The organism is Microbacterium indicum DSM 19969 (genome assembly GCF_000422385.1).
Taxonomy (GTDB): Bacteria; Actinomycetota; Actinomycetes; order Actinomycetales; family Microbacteriaceae; genus Microbacterium; species Microbacterium indicum.
Genome location: NZ_AULR01000002.1, coordinates 250013 through 265891, shown reverse-complemented (window position 1 = coordinate 265891; position 15879 = coordinate 250013). Strand labels below are relative to the sequence as shown.

12 protein-coding genes are annotated in these 15879 nt (G+C 73.2%); 8 read left to right on the top strand and 4 right to left on the bottom strand.

The genetic code is table 11. The annotated features are described in order from the left end of the window. The first annotated feature begins 87 nt into the window (after window positions 1-87). Window positions 88-348 carry a 30S ribosomal protein S20 gene (rpsT, locus tag H576_RS0103885; protein WP_029149852.1) on the top strand — a complete coding sequence of 87 codons (261 nt, stop codon included), beginning with the start codon at window positions 88-90 and terminating at the stop codon, window positions 346-348. Window positions 349-414: 66 nt separating this feature from the next. Here rpsT and holA read toward each other — a convergent pair whose 3' ends face one another. Then, on the bottom strand, window positions 415-1449 hold the full coding sequence (gene holA / locus H576_RS0103880) for a DNA polymerase III subunit delta (RefSeq protein WP_029149851.1): 1035 nt from the start codon (window positions 1447-1449) through the stop codon (window positions 415-417). A gap of 153 nt (window positions 1450-1602) precedes the next feature. Here holA and H576_RS0103875 point away from each other — a divergent pair, with 153 nt between their 5' ends. Both H576_RS0103875 and H576_RS0103870 read left to right on the top strand, forming a co-directional pair. Beyond that, window positions 1603-2220: a ComEA family DNA-binding protein gene (locus H576_RS0103875; protein ID WP_029149850.1), complete on the top strand. Its 618-nt coding sequence runs from the start codon at window positions 1603-1605 to the stop codon at window positions 2218-2220. Next, a complete protein-coding gene (locus H576_RS0103870; RefSeq protein ID WP_029149849.1) occupies window positions 2217-4460 on the top strand; it encodes a ComEC/Rec2 family competence protein in 2244 nt (747 codons plus the stop codon). Before H576_RS0103875 ends, H576_RS0103870 begins: the two co-directional genes overlap by 4 nt. A 17-nt stretch (window positions 4461-4477) precedes the next feature. Here H576_RS0103870 and leuS read toward each other — a convergent pair whose 3' ends face one another. Next, the gene (leuS, locus tag H576_RS0103865) at window positions 4478-7045 is read right to left on the bottom strand and encodes a leucine--tRNA ligase (protein ID WP_029149848.1); all 2568 of its coding nucleotides are present in this window, start codon (window positions 7043-7045) and stop codon (window positions 4478-4480) included. Between the two features lie 101 nt (window positions 7046-7146). Here leuS and H576_RS0103860 point away from each other — a divergent pair, with 101 nt between their 5' ends. Both H576_RS0103860 and H576_RS0103855 read left to right on the top strand, forming a co-directional pair. After that, a complete protein-coding gene (locus H576_RS0103860; RefSeq protein WP_029149847.1) occupies window positions 7147-7785 on the top strand; it encodes a DedA family protein in 639 nt (212 codons plus the stop codon). A gap of 5 nt (window positions 7786-7790) precedes the next feature. Next, complete coding sequence (locus H576_RS0103855; RefSeq protein ID WP_029149846.1) at window positions 7791-8816, top strand: App1 family protein phosphatidate phosphatase; 1026 nt, start codon at window positions 7791-7793, stop codon at window positions 8814-8816. Between the two features lie 73 nt (window positions 8817-8889). On the opposite strand, the gene H576_RS16860 is transcribed toward H576_RS0103855, so the two are convergent. Next, a complete protein-coding gene (locus H576_RS16860) occupies window positions 8890-9291 on the bottom strand; it encodes an endonuclease domain-containing protein (protein ID WP_029149845.1) in 402 nt (133 codons plus the stop codon). 400 nt (window positions 9292-9691) lie between these two features. Between H576_RS16860 and H576_RS14200 the strand changes: the two genes are divergently transcribed. The 3 genes from H576_RS14200 to H576_RS0103835 are packed head-to-tail and all read left to right on the top strand — an operon-like array spanning window position 9692 to window position 15344. Continuing rightward, entirely contained in the window at window positions 9692-10390 is a 699-nt protein-coding gene (locus tag H576_RS14200; protein ID WP_036319118.1) for a hypothetical protein, read from the top strand. Next, window positions 10387-11919, top strand: coding sequence for a DNA polymerase Y family protein (locus tag H576_RS0103840; protein WP_029149844.1), 1533 nt, complete (start codon window positions 10387-10389; stop codon window positions 11917-11919). Before H576_RS14200 ends, H576_RS0103840 begins: the two co-directional genes overlap by 4 nt. Next, window positions 11919-15344 (top strand): error-prone DNA polymerase, encoded by a 3426-nt coding sequence (locus H576_RS0103835; protein WP_029149843.1) that lies wholly within the window; start codon window positions 11919-11921, stop codon window positions 15342-15344. The genes H576_RS0103840 and H576_RS0103835 overlap by 1 nt, the downstream gene beginning before the upstream one ends. Window position 15345: 1 nt before the next feature. On the opposite strand, the gene H576_RS14195 is transcribed toward H576_RS0103835, so the two are convergent. Beyond that, window positions 15346-15831: a signal peptidase I gene (locus H576_RS14195; RefSeq protein ID WP_051172121.1), complete on the bottom strand. Its 486-nt coding sequence runs from the start codon at window positions 15829-15831 to the stop codon at window positions 15346-15348. Between the last annotated feature and the right edge of the window lie 48 nt (window positions 15832-15879).

The window sequence follows — 15879 nt, the reverse complement described above, 5'->3', positions numbered from 1 at the left end:
CGGCCCACACCGCACACCGTCGAGCGACAGCCCCTCTACTGTGCGCCGACAACATCCGAAGCACACCTGAACGAAAGTCTCACCGACGTGGCAAACATCAAGTCGCAGATCAAGCGCATCAAGACCAACGAGAAGGCTCGCGAGCGCAACCGCGTTGTCAAGAGCGAGCTGAAGACGCTCGTCCGCAAGACGCGCGAGGCCATCGCGACGGCCGACAAGGCCGCCGCCGAGACCGCCTTCGCCAAGGCCGCGAAGAAGCTCGACAAGGCCGCCGGCAAGGGCGTCATCCACAAGAACCAGGCCGCGAACCGCAAGTCGGCGCTGGCCGCGAAGATCGCCGCTCTCTGATCGGCTGATCTCCTGCTCGAAGGCCCCGCACCTCACGGTGCGGGGCCTTCGTCGTATGCGCCGGCGCTACGCCCCGAAGGGCGCGCGCGTCGCGATGACCGAGACCATGCGCTCGAGTGCGAAGACGGGGTCGCGCGACGCGCCCTTGACCTCGCCGTCGGCCCGCGCGACGGCCTGGATCGCGAGGCCGAGCGAGCGCTCGGTCCAACCGTTCTGCAGATCGCGGCGCGCTCGCTCGACCTGCCAGTCGGGCATCTTCAGCTCCTGCGCCACCTGCCGCGTGCCGCCGCGCCTGCTGCCCACGCGCGCCATCGTGCGGAGCTTCATCGCGAACGCGGCGACGAGCGGAACCGGGTCGGCGCCCGAGTCGAGCGCGTGGCGCAACGAGACGAGCGCCCGCCCGTAGTCGCCGGCGATCGCCGTGTCGGCGACCTCGAACGCCGTCGTCTCGACGCGGCCCCCGTAGTAGCGCTCGACGATCTTCTCGGTGATCTCGCCCTCGACGTCCTGCAGCAGCTGCTGGCAGGCGGAGGCGAGCTCGGTGACGTCGCCCGAGAACGCCTGCACGAGCGCCCGCAGCGCCCCGGGATCGATGCGGCGATCGGCCTGGCGGAACTCGGCCGCCGCGAAGTCGGCCTTGTCGCGGTCGTTCTTGATCGCGGGACAGGCGATCTCGACGCCGCCGCCTGAGCCGGAGCGGATCGCGTCGAGCAGCTTCTTGCCCCGCACCGTCGCGCCCGTGTGCCGCAGCACGAGGGTCGCGCCGTCCTGCGGCGCCTCGAGGTAGGCGATGGCCTCCTGCAGGAAGGCGTCGGAGCACTTCTCGACCGCCTCGACGCGGACGAGCCGCGGCTCGCCGAAGAGAGACGGAGACGTCACGGCCAGGAGGGTGCCCGGCGCATAGTCGTCTGCACGCAGGTCGGTGATCTCGACCGTCGGATCGGCCGCCTTGAGCTGCTCGCGCACCGAGGCACCCGCCCGCTCGGCGCACACCTCCTCGGGCCCCGAGATCAGGACGATCGGCGCGGGCTGCGGCGATCGCCACGACAGCTGCGGGATCGCCGACGCGGGCGCGCTCTTCGTGCGACGGGGAGAGGCCATGTCTCCAGGGTAGTGAGCGCCACTGACACGGGCCGCGGTCGGGCGTGTCGGCGCCGGGGTCAGCGCGTCCACAGGCCCCGATTCCGCCCGGTTGTCCGATGATCGCGCGCCGCCGCGGGGCGGTCGACGACCGGACGGCCGTAGCGTCGCGCCATGGCCGAGCTCGAGGAGTACGAACGCCGGTCGCCGCGGTTCCGCCTCGGCGTCGGAGCGGCGATCGCGCTCGGCCTCCTCGCGCTCGCGATCACGGTCGCGATCGGCATCTGGCGCGGCGCGACGGCGCCCGTCGAGGTCATCGCGGGGGCGGACTCCCCCGCGGCCTCCGCCCCCGCCGCCGACCTCGCGGGTGAGCTCTACGTCCACGTGTCGGGAGCCGTCGCGTCTCCCGGGCTCTACGTGCTGGGCACGGGGGCTCGTGTCGTCGACGCGGTTTCGGCGGCGGGAGGGCTCGCCGACGACGCCGCGACCGACACGGTCAACCTCGCCCGTCTCGTGACCGACGGCGAGCAGCTCGTCGTGCCGGCCGAGGGCGAGGCGCCCGCCGCGCCCGCCGCCTCGGGCGGGGATCCCGCGCCGGCCGCGCCCGTCAGCATCAACACCGCCGACGCCGCGGCGCTCGAGGAGCTCCCCGGGATCGGCCCCGCCCTTGCGCAGAGGATCATCGACCAGCGCACCACGGCCGGCCCCTTCGCGACGGTCGACGACCTCCTGTCGGTCTCGGGCATCGGGCCCAAGGTGCTCGAGTCCCTGCGCCCGCTCGTGACGGTATGACCTCCCGCGATCTGCGCCTCCTGCCCGTCGCGCTCGCGGTGTGGGCGGCGGCGCTCGCCGCGGTCCTCCTCCCCCACGCCGCCGGCGGCATCTCCGCGGGGCTGTGGGCGGCGGCCGTCTCGTGCCTCGCGGCCGCTCGACGCGCGCCCGTCGCGGCCCTCGTCCTCGTCGCCTGCGCCGGGGCCGCGCTCGTCACGGGGCACGTCGCGATCCTGCAGCCCGCGCGAGACGCCGCGGCCGACGAGCTCGACGGCGTCGCCGCGGGCCTCGTCGTCGACGTCACGACGAAGGTCGAACCAGGGTCCGGACAGCTGCGCTTCACCGGCACCGCCGTCGCCACGGGAGCGACGGTCACGGTGCTCTGGCCTGCCGACGGCCCCGTCGCGGGGCTCGACCTCGGGGCGCGGGTCGAGGTCGACGGCGGCGCGCGCCCCACGGGGCCCGGCGACGCGTCGGTCGCGATCGTCTTCGCCGACGACGTGCGCGTGCGCGACCCGCCGCCTCACGTGTACGGCGCCGCGAGCACCCTCCGACGCGGCTTCGTCGGCGACGTCGTGCGCGGGCTCCCCGCCCCGGGTGCGGGTCTGCTCCCCGGCCTCTCGGTCGGCGAGACGAGCGGGGTGGGGCTCGACCTCGACGCCGCGATGAAGGCGTCGTCGCTCTCGCACCTGACGGCGGTCTCCGGAGCGAACTGCGCGCTCGTCGTCGGCATCGCGTTCGGGGCCTGCGCCGCGTGCGGCGCGCGCCGCAGCGTGCGGCTCGGCGTCTCGCTCGCCGCTCTCGCCGGATTCGTCGTACTCGTGACCCCCGAGGCGAGCGTCATCCGGGCCGGCGCGATGGCGGCGGTCGCGATGCTCGCCGTGCTCCTCGGCCGCCAGGGCGCGGGGGTCGCGGTGCTGAGCCTCGCCGTCGCGTCGCTCGTCGTCGCCGATCCCTGGCTCGCGACCGACTACGGCTTCCTGCTGTCGGCCGCCGCGACGGGTGCGCTCCTGCTGCTCGCCCAGCCGCTCGCGGATGGGCTCGGGCGGTGGATGCCGCGCGCCGTCGCGCTCGGGATCGCGGTGCCGCTCGCGGCCCAGGTCGTGTGCGCGCCCATCATCGTCCTCTTCGCGCCGCAGGTCGCTCTCTACGGCGTCGTCGCCAACATGATCGCGGGTCCCGCGGCCCCGGCCGCCACAGTCCTCGGCCTCGTCGCCTGCCTCGCTCAGCCCTTCCCGCCCCTCGCACTCGGGGCGGCGGCGCTCGCCTGGCTGCCGTCGGCATGGGTCGCGCAGACCGCCCAGGTCTTCGCGGGCCTGCCGGCGGCGGACCTCGGGTGGGCGGGCGGCGCACTCGGCTTCCTCGCGCTCGCCGCGCTCGGGGTCTGCGCCGTCGCCCTGATCGTGCGCGTCCCGCCGTCTTCCGCCGGCCGCGCCGTGCGCCGGGCCTCGGCGGCGGTCCTCGCGCTCGTCCTCGGCGTCGCCGCGGGATCCGTCGCCGTCACGAGCGTCGCGGGGCCCCTCACCGCGCCGCGCGACTGGTCCATCGCGCTGTGCGATGTCGGCCAGGGCGACGCCGTCCTGCTGCGCTCAGCGGGTGCGACCGCCCTCGTCGACACGGGGCCGGAGCCCGCAGCGCTCGCCGCCTGCCTCGACCGGCTCGGCGTCTCGCACGTCGACATCGCCTTCGTGACCCACTTCGACGCCGATCACGTCGGCGGGGCCGAGGCGCTCGCGGGCCGTGTCGGCACCGTGATCCACGGCCCGGCGGACCCCGACGACGACCCCGAGGTGCTCGAGGGGCTCGGCGCCGACCGCGTCGTCGAGGGATCGGCGGGAATGTCGGGCGCGCTCGGAACGGCCGCGTGGCGCCTGCTGTGGCCGCGAGCCGGATCCCGGGCCTTCGAACCCGGGAACGACACGAGCCTCGTGCTCGACGTCGCGGGCGGAGGGATCCCGCGCACCCTGCTGCTCGGCGATCTGTCCGAGGCGTCGCAGAGCTTTCTCGAGCCCGAGCTCGGCGGCGCCTACGACGTCGTGAAGGTCTCGCACCACGGCAGCCGCGACCAGCTTCCGCGGCTGTACCTCGAGGTGGCGCCCGAGGTCGCCCTCATCGGGGTCGGCGAGAACGACTACGGGCACCCGAACCCCGACACCCTCGCCGTGCTCGCCCAGGCGGGCGCGTCGGTCGCCCGCTCAGACGAAGACGGGCTCGTGCTGATCAGCACGAGCCCGGACCTCACGATCTGGCGCGAACGATGACCCGCGCCGCCGCCGCGTCACTTCACGACGAGGCTCACGACCTTGGGCGCACGGACGATCGCCTTGACGATCTCCTTGTCGCCGACGGCGCGCAGCACCTTCTCGTCGGCGCGCGCGAGGCGCTCGAGCTCGTCGGCCCCGATCTTCGCCGAGACCTGCAGCTGCGCGCGCACCTTGCCGTTGACCTGCACGACGGCCGTGACCTCCTCCTCGACCAGCAGGGTCGGGTCGGCCTCGCGCCACGCGACCTGGCTGATAGACGGCTCGTACCCGAGCGCCGCCCACATCTCCTCGGCAGTGTGCGGCGCGAAGAGGTCGAGGACCATCGCCGCGACCTCGAGCGCCTCGCGCACGGCCGGGTCGCCCGCACCGGGACCCTGGTCGATCGTCTTGCGGACCGCGTTGACGAGCTCCATGAGGCGCGCGACCACGACGTTGAACTTCGTCTGCTCGACGAGGCCGGGGGCGTCGGCGATGAGGCGGTGCGTCACGCGGCGCAGGGCTGTGTCGCCGTCGGCCCACTTGACGCCCGTCTCGCTCGTGACCTCGCCGGCCGCACGCAGGGCGCGGGCGAGGAACTTCGTCGCGCCCGCGGTCGAGACGTCCTTCCAGTCCTTGTCGTCCTCGACGGGGCCCGCGAACGCGAGGGCGACGCGAACCGCATCGGATCCGTGCGCCGCGATCTCGTCGGTGACCTGCACGAGGTTTCCCTTCGACTTCGACATCTTCGAGCCGTCGAGCAGGACCATGCCCTGGTTGATGAGGCTCGAGAAGGGCTCGGTGAAGTCGACGAGGCCCATGTCGAAGAGGACCTTCGTGATGAAGCGCGCGTAGAGCAGGTGCAGGATCGCGTGCTCGACGCCGCCGATGTAGGTGTCGACCGGAGCCCAGCGCTGCGCGTCCTTCGGGTCGAAGGGCGCGTCGGTGCTCCCCGGCGACAGGAAGCGCATGTAGTACCAGGACGAGTCGACGAACGTGTCCATCGTGTCGGGGTCGCGCAGCGCCTTCTCGCCCGTCACGGGATCGGTCGTCTCGACCCATCCGGCGGCGGCGCCGAGGGGCGACTTGCCCTTCGGCTTGAGGTCGAGGTCCTTCGCCTGCGGCAGCGTCACGGGGAGCTGGTCGGCGGGGACCTTCTCGATCCGGCCGTCCTCCGTGTGGATCATGGGGATCGGGGTGCCCCAGAAGCGCTGTCGCGAGATCAGCCAGTCGCGCAGGCGGTACTGCTTCGCTCGGCGCCCGGTGCCCGAGGCCTCGAGGATCTCGATCATGCGCGAGATCGCGTTGCGCTTCGACATGCCGTTGAGCTCGCCCGAGTTCACGAGACGGCCCTCGCCCGTGAGCGCCTCGCCCGTCTCGACGGGGGCGGGCAGCGGGGTGGGGTCGATCGGGTCGCCGGCCTCGTCGAACTCGATCACGGGGATCGCTCCCGTGATGGGCGCCGTCGTGTCGACGACGATCTTGACGGGGAGGTCGAACTTCAGCGCGAAGTCGAGGTCGCGCTGGTCGTGGGCGGGCACGGCCATGACGGCGCCGTGGCCGTAGCCGGCGAGCACGTAGTCGGCGGCCCAGATCGGCAGCCGCTCGCCGTTGACGGGGTTGATCGCGAAGCGGCCGAGCGGGACGCCGGTCTTCTCGCGGTCGGCCGACTGGCGCTCGATGTCGGTCTGCTTCTGCGTCTTCTCCAGGTAGTCCTGGAAGCGCATGCGCGTCTCGGCGTCGGATCCCACTGCCAGCTCGGCGGCGAGGTCGCTGTCGGGAGCGACGACCATGAAGGTCGCGCCGTGCAGCGTGTCGGGGCGCGTCGAGAAGACCGTGACCTTCTCTTCGCGGCCCTCGACCGCGAAGTCGATGTCGGCGCCGACCGAGCGGCCGATCCAGTTGCGCTGCATCTGCAGCACCTTCGTGGGCCACTCGCCCTCGAGCTGGTTGAGGTCGTCGAGGAGGCGGTCGGCGTACTCGGTGATCTTGAAGAACCACTGCGTGAGCTTCTTCTTCTCGACGACGGCGCCGCAGCGCTCGCACAGCCCGTCGACGACCTGCTCGTTGGCGAGCACCGTCAGGTCGTTGGGGCACCAGTTGACGGGGCTCTCCTTGCGGTACGCGAGGCCCCTGTCGTACATCTGCTGGAACAGCCACTGGTTCCAGCCGTAGTAGTCGGGGTCGGACGTGTGCAGGACGCGCGACCAGTCGAACGAGACGCCGTAGTTGTGAAGGCTCGCCTTCTGCTGGTCGATGTTCGCGTAGGTCCACTCGCGGGGGTCGGCACCGCGCTGGATCGCCGCGTTCTCGGCGGGCAGGCCGAAGGAGTCCCACCCGACGGGGTGCAGGACGTTATAGCCGCGGTGGCGCCAGAACCGCGCGACGATGTCGCTGTAGAGGTAGTTCTCGGCGTGACCCATGTGCATGTCGCCCGACGGGTACGGGAACATCGCGAGGACGTACTTGCGCGGGCGCGTGTCGTTCTCGCCGCCGGCGACGAAGGTGTCGTTCTCGGCCCAGTAGGACTGCCACTTCGCCTGGATGGCGTGCACGTCGATGGCGGCGTCGTTCGCGGGGGTCTCGGGGGCGATGTTCTGTGTCACGTCGATGGGTGCCTATCGATTCAGCGGTGCGCGCGCACGACGAAGCGCCTGCGCGGAAGATCGGGAGATCCCAGATTACCGCCGCGTAGGCTGACGCGATGATCAACGATGTTCTGACCACGATCCTCGACGTGGTGCAGAGCGTGGATCCGTGGCTGCGCGATCTCATCGCGGGGGTCGCGATCCTCCTGGAGACCAGCGTTCTCATCGGCCTCGTCGTTCCGGGGGACACGATCGTCATCGTGAGCGCGATGGGCGTCACGGGGCTCGCCGACGGCATCGTCCTCGGAGCGTGCGTCGTCGTCGGCGCGATGACCGGCGAGACCCTCGGATACCTCCTCGGCCGATGGGCGGGCCCGCACCTGCGCACCTCCTGGCTCGGCCGGCGCATCGGGGCGCGCAACTGGGATCGCGCCGAGACCTATCTCCGCAGGCGCGGCGGGATCGCGATCTTCCTCTCGCGCTTCCTCCCCGTCATGCACTCGATCGTCCCGCTCACGGTCGGGATGTCGGGGTACTCGCTCAAGCGGTTCCTCGCCTGGACGGCGCCCGCATGCGTCCTCTGGTCGGGCATCTACATCGCGATCGCGGCGGGCGCCGCCCAGAGCTACCGCGAGCTCGCCGACAGCGCGCACTACGCGGGATACGTCTTCATCGCGATCATCGCGATCGGCCTCCTGGCGATCTTCCTCGGAAAGAAGGTCATCGAGTGGCGCGAGAAGCGCCACATGAAAGACTGAGCGCGATGCCTTCCCGTTCCGTCCGCAGCGACGAGTCCCCGAGGATCCACTGGGTCGCCCGTATCGAGCGTCGCTTCCACGCGTGGCGCGAGCGCCGCGCCCGTCGCCGGGGCCTCGTGCCGCAGATCGTGCCGTTCCCGGCCTACGGCGGCGACGGGTGGATCCGCGTCCTCGGGCGCGTGCTGATCCTGCCGAAGGCGAAGGAGAAGCGCGCGGGCGTGCGCGGCTTCCGGGCGTTCCTCGGGATCCCCGTCGCCTACACGACCGTGACGGTGACGGTCTCGGGGCAGACGCACGACGTCGTGGCCGACCGCGGCGGCGTCGTCGACGTCGTGCTGCCCGCCGCGCTCGAGCCGGGCTGGCAGACCTACGAGGTCTCGACCTCGGGATCCGAGCCCGTCGAGGCGCGCGTCTTCGTCGTGGATCCCGCCGTGCGCTTCGGCGTCGTGTGCGACGTCGACGACACCGTCATGGTCACGGCGCTCCCGCGCCCGCTGCTCGCGGCGTGGAACTCGTTCGTCGTGACCGAGCACGCGCGCCAGCCCGTCCCCGGCATGGCCGTCCTGCTCGAGCGACTCATGCGGCAGAACCCCGGCGCGCCGATGGTCTATCTCTCGACCGGCGCGTGGAACGTCGCGCCGACGCTCAACCGCTTCCTGCACCGCAACCTGTTCCCCCGTGGATCGATGCTGCTGACCGACTGGGGCCCGACGCACGACAGGTGGTTCCGCAGCGGGCGGGAGCACAAGGAGAGCAACCTCCGCCGCCTCGCCGAGGAGTTCCCGCACGTCGAGTGGCTGCTGATCGGCGACGACGGCCAGCACGACGACGAGATCTACACCGAGTTCACACGCGACCATCCCTCCTCCGTCGCGGGCGTCGCGATCCGCCGCCTGACGCCGGCCGAGGCGGTTCTCGCGGGCGGCCGCACGTCGGTCGACGACCACTCGGCCGCGGGCGTGCCGTGGGTCACGGACGACGACGGTGCGGGCATCGCGAAGCGCCTCGAGAACGTGGGCCTGCTGGACTGATCCCGGCTTCGCGAGTGCGCTTCCGCCTCGCGAGTGCACTCGCGAGGCGGAACGGCACTCGCGAACGGACGGGTCACCGCCCGACCGTCTCCCAGACGCGCCGCAGCACCTCACGCCGGTCGTGGAAGACGAGGCGCGCCGTCAGCCGGACCTCGCGCCAGCCGAGCGCCTGCAGCCGTGCATAGCGGTCGATGTCGCGCTCGAACTGCGCCCGCTCCCTGTGCCCCTCGCCCTCGTACTCGATGAGGACCCGGCGCTCGGGGTAGGCGAGGTCGGCGCAGGCGACGAAGCGGCCGCTCTCGTCGACGATGTCGTAGTCGATCTCGGGCTCGGGGAGCCCGTCGTCGACGAGCATGAGGCGCGTCCACGTCTCGGGGCGAGACGAGGATCCGGTCCTGGCACGCGACAGCGAGCGGCGGAGGTTCGCCCACGTGAGCGCGGGATCGGACGTGCGCAGACCCGCGACCTCGGCCACGTGCCCGTCCACCGAGACGCGAGGCCCGCGGATCCCGGATCTGCGCGGCGGCGTGCGCGGGAACCGGAGCGCGACGTCGAGCTCGGCATGGAGCCCCCCGGGAGGGGCGCCCCTCCGATCAGGGCGGCCGTCGCACCGACGAAGAACGCATCGGGCGGCATGAGGGGCGCATACGCGCGGATCCGCACCCACGCGTCGGCCCTCTCCGCCTCGGGGCCGCCGTCGGAAGTTCTCCACAGGCCCCGGTTCGCGAGTGCCTTCCCGCCTCGCGAGTGCACTCGCGAAGCGGTTTCGCACTCGCGAACGGGCGATCGGCGGGGCGACGCTTCGCATGTCGGAGGTTCGAAAGATGATCGATCTGCCACTTGGCATCATCGAACATACTTTCTAGACTGGGGGCATGGGGATGGCGGCTCTTCGCGAGAGCGCGCTGCGGGCCGATCAGGTCGCGCAGCTCACCCGCCTGCGCACGCAGATCGGCCAGATGCAGCGTCGCACGGCGACGCCCGACCGACTCGCGGTCCCGAGCGCGCTGGCGCCGCTCTTCCCCGGCGGCGGGCTCCGGCCGGGCGCGGCGTACGCGCTCCCCGACTCGGCGAGCCTCGTCCTCGCGCTCCTCGGCGAGACGTCCCGGCGGGGGTCGTGGTGCGCGGCTGTGGGCCTGCCTGACCTGTCGGCCGAGGCCGGCGCGGGGCACGGCGTGGATCCGCAGCGGATCGCGCTGATCCCGCGGCCGGGCGACCGGTGGATCTCGGCGACGGCGTCGGCGGCCGAGGTCTTCCCCCTCGTCGCCGTGCGCCCGCCGCGCCGCGCCTCGTCCGGCGAGGTGCAGCGGCTCGACGCGCGGCTGCGCGACCGCGGCAGCGCGCTCCTCGTCGTGGGCCCCTGGCCGGGCGCCGAGGCATCGCTCGCGATGAACACGCCCGAGTGGAGCGGCCTCGGCCGCGGGCGCGGGCTCCTCACCTCGCGCTCCGTGACGATCGCGGCGCGCGGGCGGCAGATGCCGCACCCCCGCACGGTGCGCGTCCTGCTCCCCGGCCCCTCCGGATCCGTCGAGGCCGTGCCCGAGCGGCGGCGCCTGCAGGCGGTGGCGTCATGAGCGCTCCCGAGCGCGTCATCGTGCTGTGGCTGCCCGACTGGCCCGTCACGGCGCACCTGCGCACGCGCGCCCGTGAGATCGGGGCCGAGCGCCCCGACCCCGACGCCCCGATCGCCGTGATGCACGCGAACCGCGTCGTCGCGTGCAGCGCCGCGGCGCGAGCCGAGGGCGTGCGGCGCGGCCAGCGGCGGCGCGACGCGCAGGCGGCCTGCGCGCGGCTCGTCATCGTGCGCGCCGACGACGAGCGCGACGCCCGCGCGTTCCATCGCGTCCTCGCCGCCCTCGAAGAGCTCGCGCCCGGCATCGAGCCGCTGCGCCCCGGCCTCGCCGCCCTGCGCGCCCGCGGCCCCTCCCGCTTCTACCGGGGAGAGGAGCCCGCGGCGCGAGCCCTCGTCGACGCCCTCGAGGCCGAGGGCGTCACGGGCGCGCGGGCGGGCGTCGCCGACGGAGTGTTCACGGCCGAGCAGGCGGCGCGCGCGGCCTCCGCGCCGGTCAGCGTCGTCCCTCCGGGAGAGGCCGGGCGCTTCCTCGCGCCCCTGCCCGTCCAGGCGCTCGGCGACGACGACGTCGCGGCGCTCTTCGTTCGGCTCGGCGTGCGCACGCTCGGCGACGTCGCGCGCCTCGATCCCGAGCGCGTGCGCGAGCGCCTCGGCTTCCGCGGGCTGCGCCTGCAGCGGCTCGCGGCGGGCCTCGACTCGCGCCCCGTCGTGCCGCGCATCCCTCCTCCCGAGCTCGCGCGCGAGATCGCGTTCGAGCCGGCCCTCGAGATCGCCGACCAGGTGGCGTTCGCCGTGCGGCAGACGGCCGACGCGTTCGTCGACGGCGTCGCGGCCGAGGGCCTCGTGATCACGGCCGTGCGCGTCACGATCGAGGGAGACCTCGGCGGGCGCAGCGAGCGGGTCTGGCAGCATCCCGCGACCTTCGACGCTGCGAGCGTCGTCGACCGTGTGCGGTGGCAGCTCGAGCGCGACGAGAGCGACGGCGGGGTCGCGCTCGTGCGGCTCGAGCCCGAGGCGGTCGACGACGGATCCGCGCACCAGCCCGCGCTCGTCGGCCAGGGCCCAGACGACCGCGCCCATCACGCGATGACGCGCGTGCAGGCGGCGCTCGGCCACCGGGGCGTCGTGACGCCCGTGCTCGGGGGCGGCCGGTGGCTCGCCGAGCGCGAGACCGACGTGCCGTGGGGCGACGCGCGCACGGCCGAGCGGCGCCGCGACGAGCCGTGGCCCGGATCCCTCCCCGATCCGCTGCCCGCCGAGGTCTTCCGCCCGCCGCGCCCCGCGCGCGTCACGGGAGAGGGAGGCGCCGAGGTCGCGATCGACGACCGCGGCTTCGTCACGGCCGAGCCGGCCGCGATCGGATCCCGCGCCGTCACGGCGTGGGCGGGCCCGTGGCCCGTCGTCGAGCGCGGGTGGGACGCCGCGCACGCACGCCGCGCGTGGCGCTTCCAGCTCGTCGACGACGCGGGATCCGCGTGGCTCGCGGTGCGCGAGGGCGACGGCTGGTGGCTCGAAGGGAGGTACGCCTGATGGGGTTCCGCAACCCGCCGATCTCCTGGAACGAGCTCGAACGCGCTCTGAGCGGCAGGCACCCCGACAGCCGTCCCGCCGCGGCCGACGGCGGCGACAGCCCCGCGTGGAGCCGCAAGCGCGGCGCCTACGAGCCTCCCGCGATCGAGCGAGGGAGGTCGGCGACCCGCTACGCCGAGCTGCACGCCCACTCGACGTATTCGTTCCTCGACGGCGCTTCCTCCCCCGAGGAGCTCGTCGAGGAGGCCGAGCGCCTGGGCCTCGAGGGCCTCGCCCTCACCGACCACGACGGCTTCTACGGCGCCGTGCGCCTCGCCGAGGCCGCCGAGCACACGCGCCTCAGGACGGTGTTCGGCAGCGAGCTCTCGCTCGACCTCCCCGCTCCGCAGAAGGGCGAGGCCGATCCCGTCGGCGAGCACCTCGTCGTGCTCGCGCGCGGAGAGGAGGGCTATCACCGCCTCTCCCGCGCCATCACCTCGGCGCAGCTGCGCGGCCGCGACAAGGGGCGCCCGCTCTACGACCGCGACGAGCTCGCGAGTCTCGCGGGCGGGCACTGGCAGATCCTCACGGGCTGCCGCAAGGGAGCCGTGGGGCGCGCGCTCCGCTCGGGCGGCCCGCGGGAGGCGCGCCTCAGCGCGGCGGAGCGGGCGCTCGGCGATCTCGTCGGACGCTTCGGCCGCGACAGCGTCACCGTCGAGCTCACGCACCACGGCGATCCGCGCGACGACGACCGGAACGACGCGCTCGCCCTTCTCGCGAGGCGCGCGGGGCTCGAGACCGTCGCGACGAACAGCGTGCACTACGCGGCGCCGTCGCGCGCCCGCATGGCGCAGACGGTCGCGGCGATCCACGCGACGCGCAGCCTCGACGACCTCGACGGCTGGCTGCCGGCGCACGAGCAGGCGCACCTGCGCGCGGGCGACGAGATGGCGCGCCTGTTCGCGCGCTTCCCCGGAGCCGTCGAGCGCTCCGCCGACCTCGCGGTCGATCTCTCGTTCCCCCTCCGCGCGGCCCGCCCCGCGCTCCCGAAGCAGAGCGTGCCCGCGGGGCACACCCCCATGTCGTACCTGCGCGACCTCGTCTGGCGCGCCGTCCCCGAGCGCTACCCACGCCTGGCCGAAGACGACAGGCGGCGCATCGCCCACGAGCTCGACGTCATCGAACGGAAGGACTTCCCGGGCTACTTCCTCATCGTCCACGGCATCGTCACAGAGGCGCGCCGTCGCGGGATCCTCTGCCAGGGCCGGGGCTCCGCCGCGAACAGCGCCGTCTGCTACCTGCTCGGCATCACGGCGGTCGACGCGATCTACTACCGGCTGCCCTTCGAGCGCTTCCTCTCGGCCATGCGCGACGAGGAACCCGACATCGACGTCGACTTCGACAGCGACCGCCGCGAGGAGATCATCCAGTGGGTCTACGAGACGTACGGCCGCGAGAACGCGGCGCAGGTCGCGAACGTCATCCAGTACCGCCCGAAGAACGCGATCCGCGACGTCGCGCGCGCCCTCGGCTACTCGCCCGGACAGCAGGACGCCTGGTCGCGGCAGGTCGAGCGATGGGGCGCGACACTCGAGTCGGGCCCCGACCACGACATCCCGCCCGAGGTCATCGAGCAGGCCGCCGAGCTGCTCACGACGCCGCGGCACCTGGGGATCCACTCGGGCGGCATGGTGCTCACCGACCGCCCCGTGGGCGAGGTCGTGCCGATCGAGCACGCCCGCATGCCCGGCCGCACCGTGATCCAGTGGGACAAGGACGACGCGGCCTGGATGGGCCTCGTGAAGTTCGACCTCCTGGGCCTCGGCATGCTCGCGGCGCTGCAGCACTGCTTCGACCTCATCGCGGCGTCGACGGGAGAGCGCTTCGGCCTGCGCGACCTGCCGCGCGAGGAGCCCGCCGTGTACGACATGCTGTGCCGCGCCGACGCCGTGGGGGTGTTCCAGGTCGAGTCACGCGCGCAGATGGGGCTGCTCCCCCGCCTGCAGCCGCGCCGCTTCTACGACCTCGTGATCCAGATCGCGCTCATCCGCCCCGGCCCCATCCAGGGCGGCGCCGTGCACCCGTTCGTCCGCCGCAAGCTCGGCCAGGAGCCCGTCACGTACGCGCACCCGAAGCTCGAGCCCGTGCTCGCGCGCACCCTGGGGATCCCCGTCTTCCAGGAGCAGCTCATGCAGATGGCGATGGCGGTCGGCGACTGCACGGGAGAGGACGCCGACCTCCTGCGCCGCGCGATGGGATCCAAGCGCGGGCAACAGCGGATCGACAGCCTCCGCGAGAAGCTCTTCGCCGGCATGGAGCGCAACGGGATCCCGCGCGACGTCGCCGACGGGATCTACGCCCAGATCCAGGCGTTCGCGAACTTCGGCTTCGCCGAGTCGCACTCGCTGTCGTTCGCGCTGCTCGTCTACGCCTCGTCGTGGATCAAGCTGCACTACCCGGCGGCGTTCCTCGCGGGGCTCCTGCGCTCGCAGCCCATGGGCTTCTACTCGCCCGCGACGCTCACGGCCGACGCGCGCCGCCACGGCGTGCGGGTGCTGCGCCCCGACGTCAACCGCTCGGGCGCCGAGGAGGAGCTCGAGCCGATCGATCCGGGCCGCACGGCGCCGACGGGCCGCGACGCGTGCCTCCGCGACCACGCTCCCGTCGACTCCTCGGCCGTCCCTCCCCCGTTCGACCGCTCCCTTCCCGACGATTCGGCCGCGCACCGCCGCGACGGCGGCTTCGCGGTGCGGCTGGGGCTCGCGAGCGTCACCGGCGTCGGCGCGCGCATGGCGCGGCGCATCGCCGACGAGCGCGCGGCGAACGGGCCCTACGCGTCGCTCAACGACCTCGTGCGCCGCACGGGCGCGACCGAGGCGCACCTCGAGGCGCTCGCGACGGCCGGTGCGTTCGCGTCACTCGGACACGAGACCCGCGAGGCCCTGTGGCTCGCGGGCGCGGCGGCCGACGACCGGCCCGAGTACCTCGCGGGAACGGCCCAGTCGGTGCAGCCGCCCCTGTTCGCCGATCCGTCGGCCTACGAGCGCCTCGCGGGCGACCTCTGGGCCACGGGCATCTCGACCGACGACCATCCGCTCACGCACTTCCGCGGCCCGCTCGACGCGCGCGGCGTGCTCACCTCGCGCGATCTCCTGACCCACGAGGTGGGCAGGCGCGTCGAGATCGCTGGCCTCGTGACGCACCGGCAGCGCCCCGCGACGGCGTCCGGCGTGACCTTCCTGAACCTCGAGGACGAGCACGGGCTCATGAACGTCATCTGCTCCGAGGGCGTGTGGAAGCGGTTCCGCCACGTCGTCCGCGACAGCCCCGCCCTCATCGCGCGCGGCATGCTCGAGCGTTCGGAGGAGGGCGTGATCAACCTGCTGGCCGACGGGTTCGAGGATCTGCGCGTCGGCACCCCGCACCGCTCGCGCGACTTCCAGTGACTCAGGCCGTCAGCGGATCGATGTCGAGCACGTTCTCGACCCACAGCTGCGGCAGACCGATGTACGGGATCGCGAGCCGCGTGACGCCGACCTCGCTCACGGTGTAGGTCTCTCGATCGGGCGTGTCGTTGTTGTCGCCCTTGAGCGTGAGGATCGTCTGTCCGTCTTCGCTCTGCTCGATGCGGATCACGCGATGCGTCACGGTGCCCGGGCCGTTGAACCGGTCGGTCGTGACCACGTCACCGACCTCGACGGTCGAGGCGTCGACCTCCTGCGAGTACACGATCGTGCCGATGGGGTACCCGGGCTCCATGGAGCCCGAGATGATCACGAGCGGCGAGACGTGGAGCGCCGAGAGCACGATCGCCGAGCCGAGGCCCAGCGCCGCCGCACCGCCGACGATGGCTCCCGCGACCCGCCGTCCGATGCGGCGCGACTTCCGGATCACCTGGGTCGACGCCGTGCGGGCGTAGTCCAGAGCTGTCATGTGTTTCCTCCCGGGTATCCATCCGATGCGAATGAATGCACTTCTCAG